The organism is Archangium violaceum (assembly GCF_016887565.1).
In the GTDB taxonomy this organism is placed as follows: domain Bacteria; phylum Myxococcota; class Myxococcia; order Myxococcales; family Myxococcaceae; genus Archangium; species Archangium violaceum_B.
This window is the reverse complement of the sequence record NZ_CP069396.1, coordinates 11,206,591-11,226,261: the sequence shown is the minus strand read 5'-3', so window position 1 is coordinate 11,226,261 and position 19,671 is coordinate 11,206,591. Positions and strand designations below refer to the sequence as shown.

Here is a 19,671-nt window from a genome sequence, read left to right as displayed (position 1 = left end):
TACACGGGCAGGGGAACGCGCAATGGGCCCTTTGGGAGGGCCGTCAGTCATTGAATGGTACGGATGCCTACTTCACGTCGCGCGTGGAGTCCGAAGCGGGCGGAGACTCCCCGGCGGGGTGGGCATCCAGCTCCTCGCGGTCGAGCGAGGCGGGCAGGAGCGCGTTGGCCAGGATGCCCACGAGCGCGGCCAGGGCCATGCCGTGCAGCTCCATGTGGACCCCGCCAAAGGTGAGCGGCACCTTGGCGCCACCCAGGCCGAGCACGAGGATGAGGCTGACCACGATGAGGTTGCGGCTGTGGGCGAAGTCGATCTTCGCTTCGGAGAGGGTGCGGATGCCGACGGAGGCGATCATCCCGAAGAGCAGGATGCTCACGCCGCCGAGCACGCCGGCCGGGAAGCTCTGGAACACGGCGGCCAGCTTGGGCGAGAGGCCGAAGAGCATGGCGAAGCCGGCGGCGATGCGCAGCACGGCGGGGTCGTAGACGCGGGTGACGGCGAGCACGCCGGTGTTCTCCGCGTACGTGGTGGCGGCGGGCCCTCCGAGCGCGGCGGAGACCATGTTGGCGATGCCATCGGCGAAGAGGGTGCGCGGCAGGCCGGGGCGCTCGAGGAAGTTCTTCCCCACCACGCGGCCGTTCACGATGACGTCGCCGATGTGCTCGATGAAGGTGACCACGGCCACCGGGGCGAGCACGAAGATGGCTGTCCACGAGAAGGCCGGGGCGTGGAAGGCAGGCAGGCCCACCCAGGCGGCCTCCCGGATGGCATCGAGCTTCGCGGGCTCCACCGCGCCGAGCACCAGCGACGTCACGTAGCCGGCGATGACGGCGATGAGGATGGGAATCATCTTGAAGAGACCCCGGGCGAAGACGCTGGTGATGATGGCGGCCAGCAGCGTGACGAGCGCCAGCCCCCAGTGACTCTGGGCCTGGTTGACGGCGACGTTGGCCAGGCCGAGCCCGATGACGATGATGACGGGGCCGGTGACGATGGGCGGGAAGATCCGCTGGATGCGTTGCACGCCGACGGCCTTCACCAGGGCGGAGAAGACGAGGTACATGGCGCCGGCGGCGAGGAGCCCTCCCCCCACGGCGGCGGGGCCCTCGGCCTTGAGCACGGCGATGATGGGGGCGATGAAGGCGAAGCTGCTGCCCAGGAAGATGGGCACGCCGAGCCCGGTGAGGACGTGGAAGAGAAGGGTGGCGAGCCCGGCACCGAAGAGGGCGACGCTGGGGTTGAGACCGGTGAGGAGCGGCACCAGCACGGTGGCGCCGAACATGGCGATGGTGTGCTGGAGGCCCAGCACGACCTTCTTCTGGAGCGGGAGGGGCGGCGACATGGTGCGCGCTTACTCCAGCGGTGACCTTTCCGGGTACTGCCTTCTTGTTCGGGTGGGAGCCGGTCGCACGGACTACACTCGGACCTCGTGCCAGCGGACGACTCCCAGAGGCCAGAGCCCGAAGCCTTCCCCGATGCCCGATGGGGGAAGGGAACGCGAGCCCACGAGGAGCGCATCTTCCTGGAGGGGCCCCGGTCTCGCGGGGAGGAGCTGCGCCGGGCACTGCGCATCTTCACCGAGTGCCTCAGGGGTTTCCGGACGCTGCACTTCGTGGGGCCGTGCGTGACGGTGTTCGGCTCGGCGCGCTTCGGCCCGGACCATCGCCATTACGAACTGGCTCGGCGGATGGGGACGGAGCTCGCCCGGATGGGCTTCACGGTGATGACGGGAGGAGGCCCGGGCATCATGGAGGCGGCCAACCGTGGGGCGCGCGAGGGGGGAGGGCGCTCGGTGGGGTGCAACATCCAGCTGCCGCATGAGGAGAAGCCCAATGCGTACCTCGATACCTTCCTCGAGTTCCGCTACTTCTTCATCCGCAAGCTGATGCTGGTGAAATACTCATACGCATTCGTGGCGTTCCCGGGCGGCTTCGGGACGATGAATGAGATCTTCGAGACGGCGGTGCTCATCCAGACGGGGAAGATCCGGAGCTTTCCCCTGGTGCTGATGGGCCGGGAACACTGGGAGCCGCTGTTGGACTTCCTGCGAGGGAAGCTGTTGGCGGAGGGCACCATCGACGCGGCGGACGTGGACCGGCTGGTGGTGACGGACTCGGTGGAGGAAGCCATCGAGTGCATCCGTGAAGGCGTCGTGGACCGGCCGGGCCTGTTGCGCCCGAGACCCACCACCCACCCCTCTCCCTCTGGGAGAGGGACGGGGTGAGGGTATCGAGGTTCGCGGGTTGAATCCTACCCCAGCCGCAGGGGCAGGCTGCGCAGACGCTTCCCGGTGAGGGTGAAGACGGCATTGGCCACGGCGGCCGCTACCGGCCCGAGCGGCGGCTCGCCCATGCCATGCGGCGTGTCACCGTCTCCCACCAGCACCGTCTCGACGTCCGGGGCTTCCGCCATCGTCAGCAGCGGGTAGTCGTGGAAGTTCTCCGCCTCCACCTGCCCCTGCTTCACGGTGATCCGCTCGGACAGGGTGGAGCTCAGCCCCATCATCACCGCGCCCTCCACCTGCGCCATGGCACCGTCCGGGTTGATGACCAGGCCGCAGTCCACGGCGCTCGTGAAGCGGTGCACGCGCACCCGGTTGCCCTCCACGGAGACCTCGGCCACCTGGGCCACCAGGGTCTTCGTGTCCATGGAGCACGCGAGGCCCCGGGCGCGACCCTCCGGCGCGGCCGTTCCCCAGCCCGCACGCGAGGCCGCCGACTCCAGCACCCGGCGCCAGCGGCGCCCCAGCTCGTCCTCCGGCAGGTGCTTCAACCGGAAGGCCAGCGGATCCTCCCCGGCCGCGTGGGCCAGCTCGTCCATGAAGCTCTCCAGCGCGAAGGTGTTGGCCAGCAGGCCGAGGCCGCGCCAGGTGCCCGTGGGCACGGGCAGCTTCACGCGCTGGGCTCGCACCTGGCGGTGGGCCATGGCGTAGCGGATGGTGCCTCCCCGCCAGGCGCCGAGGTCCGCTCCCAGCACCGCCGCCGCGACCTCCGGTATCAGCGAGAAGATGACGTCTCCGCTGGCCTGCTGGTGCTCGAACGCCAGCACCCGGCCGGACTCGTCCAGCGAGGCCTTCAGCTGGTGGTGCGTGGGCGGGCGGAAGAATCCCTGGCGGAACTCCTCGGTGCGGTTCCACCCCACGTGCACCGGCCGGCCCGTGGCCCGCGAGAGCCTCGCGGCCTCGATGGCGGGCCGCGCGTCCAGGCGCCGTCCGAAGCCTCCTCCCAGGTAGGTGGGGAAGAGCTCGACGCTCTCCTCCTCGCGGTCCAGCGCCTTGGCCACCTGCTTGCGGATGCTCCCGGGCACCTGGGTGGCCATCCACACCCGCACCCCCTCCGGTTTCACCTCCACCAGCGCGGCCTGCGGCTCCAGGTGCGCGTGCGCGGCGATGGGCGTGCGGTACTCGGCGCTCAGCTGCCTGCCTCGCCCCAGGTGCGCCGGTGCATCGCCCTCGTCCTGGACGAGCACGCCCTCGCCATCCTTCACGGTCGTCAGCGCCTCGATGTCCGCCTGCTGGAGGGACTCGCCCTCGCTCCACTCCAGCTCCAGGTGGGCCAGGGCGGCGTAGGCCTGCGCGCGGGACTCGGCGGCCACTCCGGCGAAGTCGCCCTCCACCACCACCGCCACCACGCCCGGCTGCTGGCGCGCCTGGCCCTCGCGGGCACTCCGCAGCGTGCTTCCGAGTCTCGGCGGCCGGGCCACGGCGCCGTACAGCATGCCGGGCAACCGCTGGTCATACGCGTACACCGGCTGGCCGGTGAGCTTGGCCTCCAGGTCCACGCGCGGCATCGACTGGCCGATGAGCTGGAAATCCTTCGCGGGCTTGAGGGCCGGCGCCTGCTCGGGCACCTCCCACGTGCCCGTGTGCTTCGCCACCACCTCGCCGTAGCGCAGCGTGCGCTCGGGTTGGTCCCGCACGCTGAACGTCCCGGCCGCCGCCACGAGCGACCCGGCGGGAACGTTCAACTGGCGGGCGGCCTCGGCGCGCAGCATCTCCCGGAGGGTGGCGGCCACTTCGCGCAGCGGGGTGAACAGGCCGACCACGGTCTGGCTGCCCGAGGTGCCCTGCGAATCCAACGGCCCATGGGAGGTGCTGGCGTGCACCACTTCCAGCTGCTCCCAGGGGACCTCCAGCTCCTCGGCGGCGATCTGCGCCAGCGCGGTGTGGACGCCCTGGCCCATCTCCACCTTGGGCAGGTGCAGGCGCACGCGGTCATCCGGGAAGAGCTCGAACCAGACGGTAGGGTCCAGCTTGCCTTTCGGGGTGGGCAGGTCGCCCTTGTCGAACCACTGCGCGACCCCCAGGCGCAGGGCGGGCAGACCCAGGGCCACGGCTCCGGCACCGCCCACGCCCAGTCCGAGCAGGAACTGCCGGCGCGTCGGGCGCCAGCCCTTCTTCGGGAGCGAGTCGCTCATGGCTCCGTCTCCTCGGCCAGCTGGCTCGCCGCCGCGAGCACGGCCTTCTTGATGCGGGGGTAGGTGCCACAGCGGCAGTAGTTGTGGCTCATGGCCTCCACCACCTGCTCGGGCGAGGGGCTCGGGTTCTTCTCCAGGAGCGCGGCGGCGGTCATCATCTGGCCGCTCATGCACCAGCCGCACTGGGGCGCCTGCACCTGGAGGAAGGCCCGTTGCACGGGGTGCAGCCGCGGTTTGCCATCCGGACCCGGGCGGGACAGGCCCTCCACGGTGCGGATGCGCTTGCCGGCCAACAGGGAGATGGGCGAGATGCACGCGCGGGTGACGACGCCGTCCACGTGGACCGTGCAGGCGCCACAGATGCCGGCTCCGCAGCTGAAGCGGGTGCCCGCGAGGCCCAGCTCGTCCCGGAGCACCCACAGCAGTACGCGGTGGGGGTTCTCGTCGGAGACCTCGTGTTCCTGTCCGTTGATGTCGAGCTTCATGCGGGCTTCCCGTCCTTCCAGCGGAGGTCCGCAGTCTGCGGAGGGTTGCCCGAAATATCCAGGAGCGGGTTGTGCTGGCAGGCCCGCCTGGTGTCGAGCGCAGAGGGGGGAATGGGAGAGGAGAACCGCCCGCGTGCCCCGGTTCCTGCCGGCCCGCCCAGCCTGCAGAGGGACCTTCCGGTGGCGCGCCGGACGAACTGGTCCGATCATCGGACCAGTTGCTCCCGAGCTCGTCCGGGACCTCCTCCTGTACGCGCCTACCCACCTGGCTTGAACGGATCAGGCCCAGGATGGCCCGGTCGAACCATCTGTCGATTCAGCTCCGCGCACTCCGTGCTCCAGACTCCGTTGAAGAAACCAACAACATAGCCCCTGGGTTTACGTAGCGAATTCGGGAGGCGGCTAAGGCGGTACCCAAACCAAAGCTCACCACCATCAACAGCGCGGCGGCGCGGACAATGATGCCTCTCATGTCATTTGAGACAGGTATCTCCTTCGGGAAGTGACATGACGGTCCCACTTCGGGCGGTGTTGTATTTGCTGTAGGCATCGACGCGCGCGCGAGTATTCACACCGACCTTCTCCATCTCCTCGACCCGCTTCAAAGCGGTTGCCTCGTCGTAGTTCCTCCAGACGCAGTTGATGCTATCGTCGATGGCGGGATCGGCATGAGCCTGGAGTGAGATCAGACCACGCCGAGGTACCCGAACTCCTGGCCGCGCTCGAATGCGTCGAGCAGCGCTCGGGGGAAGAAGCAGAGCTGACGCAGCTCCTCCTCTCCGCGCCATTCGACACCCTCCTGATCCGGGTCCAACTCCTGTCCCCGGGTATCCGTCGAGAAGGGCCGCTCCAGCGTGCACTCGAAGAACAGCTCCACCTGGTGGAACTCCGGTGGCAGGGCCCGGTCTCCGGGTCCCGCGATGCACTCGCGGACGAACCGGAGCGGCCCCACGCGGATGCTCGCCCCGGTCTCCTCCGCCACCTCTCGAATGAGCGCGGCTTCCATTCCCTCCCGATGCCGCTGCCCACCCCCGGGCAGCGCGTACCGGTCACCCCTCTCGTCCCGGTAACGGATGACGAGCAGCCGTCCCTCATGACGGATGATGGCTCGTGCCGCCGTGCGAATGGTGGTCATGGCGTCCTCCGCGCGAATCAGCTCCAGTCGGAGTGCACGAAGCCCGCCTCGGGCCTGTCCCGGCGCTGGTAGGTGTGCGCGCCAAAGGCGTCTCGCTGCGCCTGCGTCAGGTTCTGCGGCAGCTCCGCGCTCCGGTAGCTGTCGAAGTACGCCAGGCTCGCGCTGAACACCGGCACCGCGATCCCCAGCCTCGTCGCCACCGATACCGTGCGCCTCCACCCCGGCGCCATCTTCTCCAGCACCGGCGCCAGGCTGTCCGCCAACATCAGGTTGCTCAGGTCCGGCTTCTTCTCGAACGCCTCCCGCAGCGGCGTCAGCAGCTTCGCCCGGATGATGCACCCCGCTCGCCAGATCCGCGCCATCTCCGCCAGCGACACGTTCCACTTGTACTCGTTCGACGCCGCCTGGATGAGCCTCAGCCCCTGCGCGTACGTCACCACCCTCGCCGCGTACAGCGCGTCATGCACCCACGCCGCCAGGTTCGTCTTCTCCTCCGCCGACAGGCTCTCCCCCGTCGGCCCGTGCAGGCTGCGGCTCGCCGCCACCCGCTCGTCCTTCATCGACGACAGGTTGCGCGCGTCCAGCGCCCCCGCGATCGACGGCACCGGCACCCCCAGGTCCAGCGACACCTGCACCGTCCACTTCCCCGTCCCCTTCTGCCCCGCCTTGTCCAACACCAGGTCCACCAGCGGCCTGCCCGTCTCCCCGTCCTTCTTCCTCAGCACCTTGATCGTCGTCTCCAGCAGGAACGACTCGGCGATCCCCTGGTTCCACTGCGCGAACAGATCCGCCAGCTGCTCCGCCGACAGTCCCAACCCCCGCTTCAGCAGATCGTACGTCTCCGCCAGCAACTGCATGTCCGCGTACTCGATGCCGTTGTGCACCATCTTCACGAAGTGGCCCGCTCCGTCCGGCCCCACGTGCGTGACGCACACTCCCGCCTCGCTCCTCGCCGCGATTGCCTCCAGCACCGGCCTCACCAGCCCGTACGCCTCGGCGGGGCCTCCCGGCATGATCGACGGGCCATGGCGCGCCCCCTCCTCACCCCCTGACACCCCCACCCCCAGGAAGTGCAGCCCCTTCGCCTTCCACTCCGCCTCCCTCTTGCGCGTGTCCTGGAACCACGAGTTCCCTCCGTCCAACACCACGTCCCCAGGCTCCAGCAACGGCTCCAGCTTCTCCAACATCGAGTCCACCGCCGCCCCCGCCGTCACCATCAGCAGGATGCGTCGCGGCCGCTCCAGCGCCCCCACGAACTCCGCGAGCTCCGCGTACCCCTTCAGGCTCGCCGGCGCTCCCTTCTTGCGCAGATCCTCGAAGCGCTCGGGGTGTCGGTCCCAGACCGCTACCTTGAATCCGTGGTCCGCTACGTTGAGCGCGAGGCTTTGTCCCATGACCCCCATCCCGGCCACGCCGAACTGCGCTCGCCCCTGCTGCCCCTGTGCTGTGGTCATTTCGTTGACTCCTGTGTGTCGGTTCCGGGGGCAGACCCTCACCCCAGCCCTCTCCCAGAGGGAGAGGGAGCATTCACTGGCCCGCAGCCGCCTTGTCCATCATCCAGTGCGTCTGCTCTACCTTCGCCGCCGGTAGGTCCTCTCCCGCAAGGACCCGCTTCACCATCTCCCTCTTGCCCGCCCCACTCACCAGCCCCAGCACCTTCCTCGCTGATTGCAGCACCGGCAGCGTCAGCGTCATCCGCCACGGCGGCGGTTTGGGTCCCACCACCGCCAACACCCGCCGCTCCTTCTCCTTCAGCGACGTGCCTCCCGGGAACAATGACGCCGTGTGCCCGTCCTCCCCCATCCCCAGCACCACCACGTCCATCACCCGCGGCAACAGTTTTTCGTAGTCCCGCGCCGCCTCGTCCCGGTCCGCCCTCTCTCCCGGCATCCGGAAGATTTGATGCACCGGTACCCCCAGCGGTTTGAAGAGCGCCTCCTCCGCCAGCAGGTAGTTGCTCTCCGGGTGGTCCGGCGGCACGAAGCGCTCGTCCACGAAGTAGAAGTCCACCAGCGCCCACGGCACGTCCCGCTTCGCCAGCTCCCGGTACACCGGCCCCGGTGTGCTCCCGCCCGACAGCGCCAGGCTCACCCTCTGGCCCCCCGTCACGCACTCGTTCAGCGCCCGGGCCAGCCAGTCCGCCGCCTCGCCCACCAGCGCCTCCTTGTCCACCACAATGGGCCCGGGCCTCATCCCTTCAGCTCCGTCCACCGCCGCCCATCGCGCGCCAGCAGCGCCGCTCCCGCGTCCGGCCCCGCGCTCCCCTGCTCGTACGTGTGCATCGGCCCTCCCTTCCCCGAGTCCAGCGACTCGATGATGGGCGTCACCCACGCCCACGCCTGCTCCACGCTGTCCTGCCTCGCGAAGAGCGTCGTGTTGCCCCTCATGCAGTCCAGCATCAGCCGCTCGTAGGCCTCCGGCACCGGCTTGTTGAAGCTCTTCGCGTAGTCGAAGTCCATGGTCACCCCCGACAGGTTGATGTCCTCGCCGGGTACCTTCGACTCGAAGCTCAACCCGATGCCCTCGCGCGGCTGGATGCGCAGCGTGAGCACGTTGGGCTGCAGCCTCTGGCACGTGTCACTCGTGTTGAAGAGGCAGTGCGGCACCGACTTGTAGTGGATGGACACCTCCGTCGCCCGCTTGCTCAGCCCCTTGCCGGCTCGCACGTAGAAGGGCACACCCTGCCACCTCCACGTGTCGATGTACGTCTTCAGTGCCACGTAGGTGGGCGTCTTCGAATCCTTCGCCACGCCCTGCTCCTCGCGGTACCCCTGGTACTGCCCCTGCACCACGTACTTCGCCACCTCACCGTCCACCATGGGGCGCAGCGCGCGGAATACCTTGTTCTTCTCGTCCCGGATGTCCTCGGACGCGAACGACACCGGCGGCTCCATCGCGCACATGGCCAGCACCTGCAACAGGTGGTTCTGCACCATGTCCCGGATGACTCCCGTCTCGTCGTAGAAGCGCCCCCGCCCCTCCACTCCAATCTTCTCCGCCGCCGTTATCTCCACGTGGTCGATGTGCTGCCGGTTCCACAGCGGCTCGAAGATGGCGTTGGCGAAGCGGAAGACGAGGATGTTCTGCACCGTCTCCTTCCCCAGGTAGTGGTCGATCCGGAAGATCTGCTTCTCGTCGATCACCGCCGCCAGGGCCCGGTTGAGCTCCTTCGCGCTGGCCAGGTCTCGGCCGAAGGGCTTCTCGATGACCAGCCGTCTCCAGGGGCGCTTCACCGACGCGTCCTCGCGGTACAGCAGCCCGGAGCTGGACAGGCCATCCAGCAGCGAGGGGAAGGTGGAGGCCGGAGTGGCCAGGTAGTAGAGCTGGTTGCCCTGCGTCCCGAAGCGCTCCGCGGTGCGCTCCAGGTGCTCGCGCAGGCGGATGAAGGACTCCGGGTCGTCGTAGGCCCCCGTCATCATCTCCAGCTTGCTGGCGAGCCGCTCCCAGGTGGCCTCGTCCAATGGCTGGGTGCGGGCGAACTTCTTCAAGCCCTCCTTCACCTGCTCGCGGAAGTGCTCCAGGTCGTGCTCGGAGCGGCTGAAGGCCACCACCGCGAAGTTGTCGGGCAGCTGCCGCTGCCGCGCCAGCTCGAAGAGGGCCGGGAACAGCTTGCGTTGGGCGAGGTCTCCCGTGGCACCGAAGAGGACCATGGTGCACGGATCCGGTCTTCCCGCCCGTACCAGCGGATCACCTTCGCGAGGGTGGGTCTCGATGTGCAGGCCCTGCTCTTCCATGTCGTCCTCCGGAACGGCGGATGCGGGGGGAACATATGCGCTCGGGACCTCGCGGGCGCATCAATACGTCGCGACCCGCTCCCGTCCCCGAGGCCGAGGGCTCCGTCCGCTGAGGGAAGGAGGAACCTCAATCGTTCTCCGGATGACGTGCCGGTCCGGCTCCTCTCGCGGGCCCGAGTTCCAGGTCCGTAGGCTCCATTTTTCCTCGTCTTCCCGAGACCTCCGTTTCCCCCCGGAAGCTTCATGCACGAGTCGGTACTGGCAGGGCAGGTGCTCGAGGTCGTGCTCGAGCGCGCCCTCTTCGAGGGCGCCTCGCGTGTCCGCGTGGTGCGGGGCTGGGTGGCGGAGATGGTGTCCCTGTGCCCCGAGCGCCTCTCCGTCCACTTCGCCGACCGGGCCCGGGGGACCTCGGCGGAAGGGGCGCGGCTGCTGCTGGAGCTCATCTACGTGGAGGCTCGCTGCCGGTCCTGTGGCCGTACCTACGCGCCCGAGCACCCCCGCCCGCGCTGCCCCGTGTGCGGCAGCCGCGACGTCGAGCAGCTCGGGCAGACGGGGCTCTCCGTCACCTCGCTCGTGGTGGAGTGAGTCAGGACGCCTTCGGCAACGGCACGGACGGCTCGGCCGGGGCGGCCTCCACCGCGGCCGGGACGGGCACCGGCTCCTCTCCGCGCAGCAGCCACAGCGCCACCAGGCCGGGCACGCACAGCGCGAGCGCCACCGGCCAGGTGTCCAGCCACGTCCACACCGCGGCCGTCCCGGTCCGGACGCTGACCACGGAGAGGGCGTTGTTGGCGAAGTGCAGCACGACTCCCGCCAGCAACGAGCGCGTCCGCAGCGTGGCGTAGCCGAGCATCAGCCCCAACATCGCCGCGTGCAGCACGTGGATGGGGTGGATGTGGAGCAGCCCGAAGGTGAGCGCGCTGCCCACCACCGCCACCCCCCGCGAGCCCGTGCGCGACAGCCCCACCAGCATCACCCCGCGGAACGCCGCCTCCTCGCAAAGGGCCGGGGCCAGCGCCAGCGCCGCCAGCGCCAGCGGCAACGGCCAGCTCGCGCTCTCCTTCATCATCAGCTCCATCCCGCGCAGGAATTCCTCCAGCCCGGGAGTGGACGCGGCCCCCAGGGCCTTGCGCAGCAGGACCTGCACGCCCAGGGCACAGGGGATGAGCAGGAGCACCGCGAGCGCCCCGCGCCCCGTGGGCAGGCGCAGGGAGAACACCTCGCGCACGTCCGCTCCCCGGTACCGCACCCACCCCACGGCCGGCACCCCGAAGATGCCCACCTGCGTCACCGCCAGCACCCCCCACATCGGCAACCGCTTCCACAGCAGGAGCCCCGCGACGAGCGAGCCCACCAGGATGACGGCGAAGTAGAGCAGGGCGCTCCCGGGCGAGAACGCGTCCCCCCTGCGCACCTTCCGGCCGAACACGTCCCGCCAGGGCTTCTCGCCGGACAGCAGCACCTGCTCGCTCTCGAAGACGCGGGCCGCGAAGAGCACGCCCGCCACCGCCCAGGCCAGCGTGCTCACGAAGACCACCGAATAGAGGCCCACGTCCACCCGCCCGGTGAGCAGCTCGCGCAGTAGCACCGCCACGTTGACGATGGGCACCAGCGCCAGCGTCGGCGTCAGCTCCACGCTGGGAATCATCGCTCCATGGCCGAGTGCCATCACCACCAGCAGCAAGGGCATCAGGTGGTTCTGCCCCTCCTTGAAGCTGCGCGCCGTCACCCCCACCACGATGAGCAGGGCGCTCACCAGCATCGCCAGCGGCACGAGCGCGCCGAAGGCCGCCGCGAGCGTCCCGACACTCATGTGCACCCGCCCGACCGTCCCTCCGGCGATCGCCATGAAGGCCAGCCCCATTCCCAGCAGGTTCATCAGGGCTCCGCCCAGCGTGAAGAGGCTCACCACGCCGTACTTGCCCAGCACCACCTCCAGCGGCTTCACCGGCGCGCACAGCAGCGTCTGCAGCGTTCCCCGCTCCTTCTCTCCCGCCGTGACGTCGATGGCCGGGTAGAAGCCCGACATCACCAGCGCGCACAGCAGCACGTAGGGCAGCATGTACGCGAGCCACAGCCCCAGCGAGCGGAAGTCCGAGTCCTCCACCTGGAGCGGCTCGGCCAGCTCGTCCGACAGCCCCGCTTCCGTGAAGCGCACGCGCACCGTGTCCAGGTGCACCCGGTCGAGCACCTTTCCCAACCGCTGGCGGGCGGCCCTCGACTCGGGGCGGCCCGAGTCGGAGTAGACGCGCACGCCCAGGTTCTCCTCGCTCCCCGTCACCGGCTTCGACGTCAGCGCGAGCACCACGTGCGCCTTGCGCTCGTCCAGCAGCCGCTTCGCTTCACGCGAGGGGTCCTCGGGCGCCGTTTCGCGCGAGTCCACCCACTCCACGCGCTCCATTCCGCTCAGCGCCTCCTGGAGCATCGGGGACGGAGAACCCCAGACGACGAGCTTCAGCGGCTTCTCCTCGGTGCTCCGCGCGAGCGCCCCGGACGTCAGCGCCGTCACCACCAGCAGCAGCGGGTAGAGCAGCAGCGGCACGGCGACGAGCAGCGTCAGCGTGCGGCGGTCTCTCAGGGCCTCGAGCAGGTCCTTCCGGAAGAGGGTTCGGGCAATGCTCCAGCGCATGGGACACCCCGATCAGGCGGATCGCGAGGGGAGGTAGTGGAGGAAGGCCTCGGTGAGCGTGCGCACTCCGGCGCGGGCGCACACCTCGGGGATGGGTCCCTGGTCGAGCACCTGGCCCTGGTGCAGCAACACCACCCGGTCGCACAGGTAATCGACCTCGCCCATCACGTGCGTGGAGAAGAGGATGGCCTTGCCCGCGTCTCGCGCCGCGCGGATGGCGTCCAGCAGGAACCGCCCGCTCAGCACGTCCAGCGCCGTGGTGGGCTCGTCCAGGATGAGCGCCGGTGGATCATGCAGGAACGCTCGCGCCACGTTCGCCCGCTGCTTCTGCCCCGCCGACAGCGTCCCGCATGGCTTGTCCGCGAAGGGCCCCATCTCGAACCGCGCGATGAGCTCCTCCGTGCACTGCTTCAGCTCCGCCGGCTTCAGCTCGTGCAGCTGGCCGAAGAAGGTCAGCACCTCGCGCGGTGTCAGCCGCTGGGAGAGCGCCGTGTCTCCCGACAGGAAGCCCAGCCGCTGTTTGATGCCGAAGGCGTCCGTCGCGGTGCTCGCCCCCGCCACCACCCCCTCTCCCTCGGACGGCGTGAGCACCCCGGCCAGCATGCGCAGGAGCGTCGTCTTCCCCGCGCCGTTGGGACCCAGCAGGCCCACTACCTCTCCCGCCGCCACCGTGAAGCTCGCCTCCTTCACGGCCGTGGCCTCCCCGTAGTGCTTCGTCAGCTTCCGGGCTTCGATCATGGCGTGTCCCTCCCCTCGGCTACTCGGTGCCCCGTGGCACCCAGCGCCGCGCCTTGCCTCGCAACTGCTCCAGCTGCCGCCAGTGCTGCTCCACCGCCTCCCGCCCCTTCTCCGTCACCGCGATGCGCGTCAGGGGCGTCTTCCCCTTGAACTGCTTCTCCACCGTCACCAGCTCCGCCTCCTCCAGCTTGGACAGGTGGCTGGACAAGTTCCCCTTGGACAGCCCCGTGAGCCGCTGCAGGTAGAGGAAGTCCGCGCTCTCGCACGAGGCGAGCGCCGTCAGCAGCGCCAGCCTCGCGGGCTCGTGGATCAGCCGGTCGAGCGTCGCCAGCTCCTCGAACGGGGCCTTCATTCCGGCACCTCCGCCGTCTCCGCCTCGGGCTCGTGCCCCAGGGTGCGCGCCAGCAGCCGGTGATCCATCACTCCCATGAGGATGACCGCCAGCCCCCACGCGCCCGCCAGCGTGACCGCCGCCCCATGGCTGTCCGTCGTGAAGGGAAGTGTCCGCAGCAGCGCATACACCGGGCTGGCGTCCACCGCGTGCAGCCCCGCCAGCAGCGCGAAGAGCCCCGCCACCCCGAGGTAGTGGCTCGCCACCCGGCCGCTCCAGTACCAGTACCCCACGATGCTCGCCGCGGAGAGGAAGAGGAACTCCGTGAGCGGCAGCCCCGATGCGCTCGTGGACGCGCGCAGCATCGCCGTCAGCAGCCCCGCGAAGAGCCCCAGGGCCGCCGACAGGCCAATGGCTCGCTGCATGCGCTGGTTCGTGGTCGCGCTCCTGCGCACCTCTCCGAACCGCTGGCGGTAGTACCTCCCCAACAGCCCGTAGAGCCCCGTCGCCACCAGCATCCCCCCCAGGTTCGTCAGCAGCGCCACCGCGAGGTATCCCTTCGCGTCCGCTCCCTCCGGTCTTGGCACCGCCAGCCACGCCGCGAAGAGCAGCTGCACCACCCCGAAGGGCACGAAGCGCAGTCCCTGCAGCCAGTCGTAGTACGTCGTCACGAACTGGATCCGCTGGAGCTGTTGCTCGGACATGACCGGCTCCCCCCTCAGTGGGACAGACAGGTTTGCGTTACAAACCGAGAGGTAACGCGCTTGTCTGCTTGGTGTCAACAACCAGTTTGTGGTGCAAACCGCTTCCGGTTCCGCGGTGGGGGGTCTCCGGGTGGTGAGGCTCGGAATGTCCACGACCCTCACCCCCCGCCCTCTCCCAGAGGGAGAGGGTGCATGCGCAACTCGAGTTCTAGAGTCCTAGCTTCTCCAGCTCGTCACAGTGCTCCTGGTCCAGCCGCTCGCCTCGCTCCAGGTTCATGTCCAGCACCAGGTGCGGCTCTCCCTCTCGTGTGTATGCCGGCCACTCGGTTGCGTCCTTGCCGTTCGGATCCGCCTGGGTCGCGAAGCGCGTCCAGTAGCCGATGATCTTCGCCGACAGCTCCCGCTCCTTGTCGCTTCCGAGCGACAGCCGGCCCTTCTCCGCTCCGAAGACGAAGGGCAGTTCGGCGGCGTGCGCCGCTCCCAGGTTGTAGAAGGCCCCGAAGAGGCTCTTGGGCTCGTACGTGAAGTGGTAGGCGTAGACGGGCTGCCCGTGCTCCACCACCGTGCGCGCCAGCCGGCGGGCAGGGCACAGGAAGAGCGCATCGCGCAGCATGTGGTCGTACGCCGCGTGCGGAGAGGCGAAGGACTTCGCCGGGTAGAGGCGCAGCAGCTCCTCCGCGTGCTCCGGCGAGCGCACCCGCAGCGCCTCCTCATACTGCTCGGGCGAGCTCAGCTTCGCCTTGATGGTGAAGAGCGTGCCCTCGTCCTTGTTGGTCCCCAGCAGCAGCGGCACCTTCGCGTACTTGCCCTCCGCGAGCAGCTGGCGCGGCGCCGCGGGCAGCACGTCCCCGTCGATGATGGGCGCGAAGCCCACGTGCGGCTTGAGCAGGTCGAGCGCGGCACCACTCGCGGCCAGCAGCTGCTCGGGCGTCCTGGTCCGCAGGCACCCGGCCACGTCCCCGTCCGTGCAGCCCAGCTCCTTCGCCAGGCGCAGGCCCCGCTCCTCGGCGCTGTCCTCCCGGGGCGTGCCCGGGTCGCGCAGCGGCACGCCCGTCAGGTAGCAGGTGCCGCTCTCGGCGATGACGCGCTTGAAGAGGCCCTGCGCCTGCGGCGACACCATCTGCAGGCACGCGGAGATGGCTCCGGCCGACTCGCCGAAGAGCGTGACGTTGTCCGGGTCACCTCCGAAAGCGGCGATGTTGTCTCGCACCCACTCGAGCGCGCGCCGCTGGTCCATCAGGCCGTAGTTGCCGGAGGCCTTGTTCGCATTCTCGGCGCCCAGCGCGGGGTGGCCGAGGAAGCCCAGCGCCCCGAGCCGGTAGTTCATGCTCACCACCACCACGCCCGAGCGCGACAGCGCCGCGCCGTCGTACAGCTCGAAGCCGGACGAGCCCATGGTGAAGCCGCCGCCGTGAATCCACACCATCACCGGCGCGCGGGTGGCGGGCTGGAGCGCGGGCGTCCACACGTTGAGAGAGAGGCAGTCCTCGCTGGTGTCCGCCATCGCCTTGCCGCTGAACATCTCCACCTGCGGGCAGGCGCTGCCGAAGCGCGTGGCCTCACGCGGCGTCGTCCATGCCTCGGCGGGCTGAGGCGCGCGCCAGCGGAGGGCGCCGGTGGGCGGTGCCGCGAACGGAATGCCCAGGAATGCGGCGCTGCCGTCCGCGTACGCCAGCCCCCGCACCGGGCCCTTGTCGGTGGCGACCACGGGCGCGGGTCCGGATGCGAGCGCCGGGCCCTTCGAATGGGCGCAATGGGTGAGCAGGGCCAGAGCGGCCAGGGAAGAGAGGAGGGAGAGACGGAAGGGGAGTCGCATGGCGGCGCGACCGAATCACAGTCCCGGGCGCCTGCCCATGCCCATCCTTGTGTCACGCCGCTCCCCGGGTGGGCGCACGGGCGCCATGCCTCCGACATGGCGCACCGCCCGTCCAGGCGACTTCAGTTGACGGTGAACTCGCGCGAGGTGCCGGAGTAGGCGCGGATGAGCCCGTCCCAGCCCGACTTCCAGTCCCCATCATGGCGGATGCGGTAGGTGCCCGGTGTGACGTCCGCCGGAATCTTCCACTCGGTGGTGACGTGCGAGCACCCGAAGGTGGGGGCGCAGTCGTAGCGCTGCCAGCGGTACTTCGTCTCCCAGTCCCAGTCGTTGGCCACCGTCACCCACGAGGTGCCCGACTTGCGCTGCACCTGGAGGAAGGAGCCCTGGCGCCGCAGGTTGTTCTTCGGGTGGCCGCCCCAGAACTTCACGCTCACCGTCTCGCCCCGGGTATACGTGGCACGCGCGTCCGCGACGAGGCCGCCGAAGCTCGCCGTCAGCGGCTTGTCGTCGTACACCACGCCCGTCTGCACCGTCGTCTGGTCGTTGCGCAAATCCCTCGGGGTGGGGCCCGGCGCCACGCTGGCGCCCGTGCGCATCGCGATGGCCAGCTTGTCCACCTCCTGCTGCACCGCCGCCAGCTGCCACGGGCCGAAGTGGACGGAGGCCCCCTCGTAGTCCTGCTTCGCGTACTCCTCGCGCGTCGTCAGGTAGCCCGCGTAGGCGTTGGACAGGCCGGCGATGATCACCTGGTCCACCCCCAGCGGCGACAGTTGCGCCAGCACCTGCTTGCGCAGCCGCCGGCCCGCCATGGTCGTCGGCTCGAAGGGCACTCCCACCAGCGCCACGTTGCCCAGCCTCACCACCTGGAGCGGCAGCACCTCGGGCGTCCACGGGTAGGGCTGCATCGTGCCCATCTCCAACGTGATGGGCTTCTCCCCCTGGCACGGCGTGGTGAAGAGGGTGCAGTTGAAGACCGTCCAGACACTGTCGATGTCCTCGCAGGTGGAGCCCTCGTAGCCGAAGCCCGGGCCATCCTCGGCGCCCGCCAGCATGGAGTCGCCGATGGCCGCCTCGCAGGTGGTGTGCGCGAGCCCATCCGCGTACTGCGGCGCCACCTGCACCTCGTCCATCTTCACGTAGGCGTGCCGGTAGTCCACGCCACCCGTCAGCGGCACCGTCGCCGAGTCATAGAGCGCCTTCGCCAGGGTGTACTGCTTGCGGCCGGAGAGCTCCGTGCTCTCGAAGTCGTTGGCGCCCCCGCCGTTCGTGCCGCCGTAGATGTTGGGCGTCACGTCACCCTCGTTGCTCTGCGCGAAGGCGGCCACGAAGGTGCGCTGCGCGGTGTAGTTCGTCCCCTTGAGCTTCTCGAAGAGGTAGGACGCGTAGCCCTTGTTGTCGCCGCTGATGAGCAGGTTGTCGTTGCCCATGGAGGTGCCATGGACGGCGAACCAGTTGATGATGCCCACCTCGCGCCCGTCATCCCCCTGGAGTCGCAGCAGCGTCATGCGCTTGTCCGTGTCGTGGGCCGACTGCGCCCGCTCCGTGGAGGGGTTGCGCAGGTAGGCCTCGGGGGAGCGGTTGATGCTCGCGTCGAGCAGGTCGCCGGAGGCCACGCGGATGCCGCCGGGTGCGAGGTTGTCATGGGCTCGGACGATGGACTGGTAGACGCCGTCCACGATGGCCTCGAAGTTCTGCTTGTCGTAGCCGAGCACGGTGAGGTTGTAGAGCGCGTAGTGCGAGAAGCCCCCCGGGCCCGAGTGCGTGTGCGTGGCGCTCAGCAACACGTTGTCGTCCGTGTAGAGGGTGCCGTACTTCGCGCGCAGCCTCTCCACCACCTGCTGCCTCACGCCCTGGAAGACCTGGCCGACGTCCGCGCTCACGAACACCGCGCGCTTGCCGTTGCACGCCGAGGAGATGACGAAGGCCCGCGAGCGCAGGCGCTGGTGGATGCCCGCCGTCTTCTGGTCCACCATCGCGTAGCCCATCATCCCCAGCTCGGCGGCCGGGCCGGTGATGTCGTAGATGCCCGCGCCCACCTGGAAGCTCTGGTTGCCCGCGCAGGGGTCGGCGAGCGCGTCGCTCCGCGTCGAGAGCTCGCCCTCGTCCGGGGGGTCCGTGTCGCACGCGCCCAGGGCGAGCGCGAGCACCACGGCTGCCAGCAGGCGGGGGGAGGAGAAGAAACGTCGTTGCATGGGGGCTCCTGTATCGGTTTCTGAGAATTCTCGACCCGAGCCCACCCGGATGGCAGCCCCCTTCGCCCGCCGCGGTGCGTCGAGCGGGGGTTCTGTCCACCACAGTCACCTCGGCCCTGGTTCAGTGGTGCTGAGGCCCGGATGACGTCCCATCCTCTTGCTCCTCGTACCGAGGTAGCGGGAAGGGGCATGTCCTATGTGGAGGCTCGGTCAACTTGGGGTGCTGCTGGGCGCGTTGCTGGCCGGGAGCAGCACCCTCGCACAATCGAAGGATGTCGCTGTCCCCGAGGCACCCGAGACGCCCGGTGGCGTCCAGACGCCGGAGTCTCCCCCGGAGGAAGAGCCACCCGCCGAGGTGTCGAAGCCGGCGGTGGTCGACCCCTCGCTCACGGGCATGGTGGTGAAGGTGGGACCCGCCACCGAGGAGGACCTGAGGCGCGGCTATGTCTCCTTCCGCGGCCGCATCAAGGTGGACCTCAACTATGACTTCAAGCCCATCCTCAACGAGGAGGACTTCGTGCCCGCCTCCATTCCGGTGGGCGCGGAGCAGCGCGGGCCCAACCTGAACTTCAACGCGAAGCAGAGCCGGCTCTTCTTCGAGGGGGGAAAGCTGACGCTCCTGGGGCCGCTCGTCGGCCATGTCTCCGCGGACTTCTACGGCGAGGGCTCCAGCGGCGGGGACTTCCGCGTCTACGAGGCGTATGCCGTCATCGGTCCGCTGCTGGCGGGGCGCAAGTGGACGACGTTCATGGACCTGGAGGCCGTGCCCGACACCCTCGACTTCCAGGGGCCGGGCTCCATGCTGGCCTCACGGCGCGAGGTGCTGCGCTACGGGAACACCTTCGGCCCGCTGCTGGTGCAGGTGGCGCTGGAGCGGCCCCTGCCGGACATCACCCTCTCCAACCCGGACACGGAGGAGGTGCGCAAGCCCCTGCCGGACGTGGTGGGCGCGCTGGAGTGGAACCTCGGCACGGGCCGGCACGTGCGCGCGGCGGGACTCGCCCGATGGCTCGGGTATTACGAGGTGGGCGGCATGCAGCGCGCGGTGCCGGGGTGGGGCGCCCTGTTGAGCGGGCTCTGGACGTGGGGCCGCACGGGCTCGCGCGCCTCGGCCCAGGTGCACTATGGCTCCGGCATCGGCAACTACACGAGCGACCTGGCCGGGCTGGGGCTCGATGCGCTGGTGGTGGCCCCCGGCCGGCTGCGGGCGGTGCCCTCGCTCGGCCTGTTCGCCGCCCTCGAGCCGCACTGGACCGAGCACCTCTCCTCCTCGTTCGTCTACGGCTACCTCGAGGTGTTCGCCCAGGACGTGCAGCCGGGCGGCGCGCTGAGGCGCACGCACTACCTCTCCGGCAACTTCCTCATTTCGCCGGTGCGCTCCGTCACCTTCGGCGCGGAGCTGCTCTACGGGCGGCGGGAGAACATGGATGGGGCCCGGGCCGACGCCGTGCGGCTCATCTTCTCCACCCGCTTCTTCTATTGAGCGGG

At 69.5% G+C, this 19,671-nt stretch carries 16 protein-coding genes; 3 read left to right on the top strand and 13 right to left on the bottom strand.

The genetic code is table 11. From position 1 onward, the window contains the following. Window positions 1-67 precede the first annotated feature (67 nt). Complete coding sequence (locus JRI60_RS44680; RefSeq protein WP_204222168.1) at window positions 68-1,342, bottom strand: uracil-xanthine permease family protein; 1,275 nt, start codon at window positions 1,340-1,342, stop codon at window positions 68-70. Between the two features lie 87 nt (window positions 1,343-1,429). Here JRI60_RS44680 and JRI60_RS44675 point away from each other — a divergent pair, with 87 nt between their 5' ends. Next, window positions 1,430-2,224, top strand: a complete 795-nt coding sequence (locus tag JRI60_RS44675; RefSeq protein WP_204222167.1) for a TIGR00730 family Rossman fold protein — start codon at window positions 1,430-1,432, stop codon at window positions 2,222-2,224. Window positions 2,225-2,250: 26 nt separating this feature from the next. Here JRI60_RS44675 and JRI60_RS44670 read toward each other — a convergent pair whose 3' ends face one another. The 6 genes from JRI60_RS44670 to zwf form a co-directional block, all read right to left on the bottom strand. Further along, on the bottom strand, window positions 2,251-4,416 hold the full coding sequence (locus JRI60_RS44670; protein ID WP_204222165.1) for a xanthine dehydrogenase family protein molybdopterin-binding subunit: 2,166 nt from the start codon (window positions 4,414-4,416) through the stop codon (window positions 2,251-2,253). Next, the gene (locus JRI60_RS44665; RefSeq protein ID WP_204222164.1) at window positions 4,413-4,901 is read right to left on the bottom strand and encodes a (2Fe-2S)-binding protein; all 489 of its coding nucleotides are present in this window, start codon (window positions 4,899-4,901) and stop codon (window positions 4,413-4,415) included. The genes JRI60_RS44670 and JRI60_RS44665 overlap by 4 nt, the downstream gene beginning before the upstream one ends. A 685-nt stretch (window positions 4,902-5,586) precedes the next feature. Beyond that, entirely contained in the window at window positions 5,587-6,036 is a 450-nt protein-coding gene (locus JRI60_RS44660; protein ID WP_204222163.1) for an NUDIX domain-containing protein, read from the bottom strand. 17 nt (window positions 6,037-6,053) lie between these two features. Further along, entirely contained in the window at window positions 6,054-7,490 is a 1,437-nt protein-coding gene (gndA, locus tag JRI60_RS44655) for an NADP-dependent phosphogluconate dehydrogenase (RefSeq protein WP_204222162.1), read from the bottom strand. A gap of 73 nt (window positions 7,491-7,563) precedes the next feature. Then, complete coding sequence (gene pgl, locus JRI60_RS44650; RefSeq protein WP_204222161.1) at window positions 7,564-8,229, bottom strand: 6-phosphogluconolactonase; 666 nt, start codon at window positions 8,227-8,229, stop codon at window positions 7,564-7,566. Beyond that, window positions 8,226-9,770, bottom strand: a complete 1,545-nt coding sequence (zwf, locus tag JRI60_RS44645) for a glucose-6-phosphate dehydrogenase (protein WP_204222160.1) — start codon at window positions 9,768-9,770, stop codon at window positions 8,226-8,228. Before zwf ends, pgl begins: the two co-directional genes overlap by 4 nt. A gap of 243 nt (window positions 9,771-10,013) precedes the next feature. Between zwf and JRI60_RS44640 the strand changes: the two genes are divergently transcribed. Continuing rightward, window positions 10,014-10,355 carry a hydrogenase maturation nickel metallochaperone HypA gene (locus JRI60_RS44640; protein WP_204222159.1) on the top strand — a complete coding sequence of 114 codons (342 nt, stop codon included), beginning with the start codon at window positions 10,014-10,016 and terminating at the stop codon, window positions 10,353-10,355. A 1-nt stretch (window position 10,356) separates the two neighbouring features. Here the strand turns inward: JRI60_RS44640 and JRI60_RS44635 are convergent, their stop codons facing one another. The 6 genes from JRI60_RS44635 to JRI60_RS44610 form a co-directional block, all read right to left on the bottom strand. Further along, entirely contained in the window at window positions 10,357-12,399 is a 2,043-nt protein-coding gene (locus tag JRI60_RS44635) for an ABC transporter permease subunit/CPBP intramembrane protease (protein WP_204222158.1), read from the bottom strand. Window positions 12,400-12,411: 12 nt separating this feature from the next. Then, window positions 12,412-13,137, bottom strand: coding sequence for a heme ABC exporter ATP-binding protein CcmA (gene ccmA, locus JRI60_RS44630; RefSeq protein WP_204222157.1), 726 nt, complete (start codon window positions 13,135-13,137; stop codon window positions 12,412-12,414). A 19-nt stretch (window positions 13,138-13,156) separates the two neighbouring features. Next, window positions 13,157-13,489, bottom strand: coding sequence for a transcriptional regulator (locus tag JRI60_RS44625; protein ID WP_204222156.1), 333 nt, complete (start codon window positions 13,487-13,489; stop codon window positions 13,157-13,159). Next, entirely contained in the window at window positions 13,486-14,172 is a 687-nt protein-coding gene (locus tag JRI60_RS44620; protein ID WP_204222155.1) for a hypothetical protein, read from the bottom strand. The genes JRI60_RS44625 and JRI60_RS44620 overlap by 4 nt, the downstream gene beginning before the upstream one ends. A 208-nt stretch (window positions 14,173-14,380) precedes the next feature. Next, complete coding sequence (locus JRI60_RS44615) at window positions 14,381-15,988, bottom strand: carboxylesterase/lipase family protein (RefSeq protein WP_204222154.1); 1,608 nt, start codon at window positions 15,986-15,988, stop codon at window positions 14,381-14,383. A 122-nt stretch (window positions 15,989-16,110) separates the two neighbouring features. Further along, a complete protein-coding gene (locus JRI60_RS44610; RefSeq protein WP_204222153.1) occupies window positions 16,111-18,183 on the bottom strand; it encodes a neutral/alkaline ceramidase in 2,073 nt (690 codons plus the stop codon). A gap of 196 nt (window positions 18,184-18,379) precedes the next feature. Here JRI60_RS44610 and JRI60_RS44605 point away from each other — a divergent pair, with 196 nt between their 5' ends. Then, window positions 18,380-19,666, top strand: a complete 1,287-nt coding sequence (locus JRI60_RS44605) for a DcaP family trimeric outer membrane transporter (RefSeq protein ID WP_204222152.1) — start codon at window positions 18,380-18,382, stop codon at window positions 19,664-19,666. Window positions 19,667-19,671 lie beyond the last annotated feature (5 nt).

Coding starts and splice junctions, on each gene's coding strand:
- ccmA (WP_204222157.1), bottom strand. CDS start 13,137: ATGATCGAAGCCCGGAAGCTGACGAAGCACTACGGGGAGGCCACGGCC.
- zwf (WP_204222160.1), bottom strand. CDS start 9,770: ATGGAAGAGCAGGGCCTGCACATCGAGACCCACCCTCGCGAAGGTGAT.
- JRI60_RS44625 (WP_204222156.1), bottom strand. CDS start 13,489: ATGAAGGCCCCGTTCGAGGAGCTGGCGACGCTCGACCGGCTGATCCAC.
- JRI60_RS44665 (WP_204222164.1), bottom strand. CDS start 4,901: ATGAAGCTCGACATCAACGGACAGGAACACGAGGTCTCCGACGAGAAC.
- JRI60_RS44635 (WP_204222158.1), bottom strand. CDS start 12,399: ATGCGCTGGAGCATTGCCCGAACCCTCTTCCGGAAGGACCTGCTCGAG.
- JRI60_RS44660 (WP_204222163.1), bottom strand. CDS start 6,036: ATGACCACCATTCGCACGGCGGCACGAGCCATCATCCGTCATGAGGGA.
- JRI60_RS44680 (WP_204222168.1), bottom strand. CDS start 1,342: ATGTCGCCGCCCCTCCCGCTCCAGAAGAAGGTCGTGCTGGGCCTCCAG.
- JRI60_RS44610 (WP_204222153.1), bottom strand. CDS start 18,183: ATGCAACGACGTTTCTTCTCCTCCCCCCGCCTGCTGGCAGCCGTGGTG.
- gndA (WP_204222162.1), bottom strand. CDS start 7,490: ATGACCACAGCACAGGGGCAGCAGGGGCGAGCGCAGTTCGGCGTGGCC.
- JRI60_RS44620 (WP_204222155.1), bottom strand. CDS start 14,172: ATGTCCGAGCAACAGCTCCAGCGGATCCAGTTCGTGACGACGTACTAC.
- JRI60_RS44605 (WP_204222152.1), top strand. CDS start 18,380: ATGTGGAGGCTCGGTCAACTTGGGGTGCTGCTGGGCGCGTTGCTGGCC.
- JRI60_RS44670 (WP_204222165.1), bottom strand. CDS start 4,416: ATGAGCGACTCGCTCCCGAAGAAGGGCTGGCGCCCGACGCGCCGGCAG.
- pgl (WP_204222161.1), bottom strand. CDS start 8,229: ATGAGGCCCGGGCCCATTGTGGTGGACAAGGAGGCGCTGGTGGGCGAG.
- JRI60_RS44640 (WP_204222159.1), top strand. CDS start 10,014: ATGCACGAGTCGGTACTGGCAGGGCAGGTGCTCGAGGTCGTGCTCGAG.
- JRI60_RS44615 (WP_204222154.1), bottom strand. CDS start 15,988: ATGCGACTCCCCTTCCGTCTCTCCCTCCTCTCTTCCCTGGCCGCTCTG.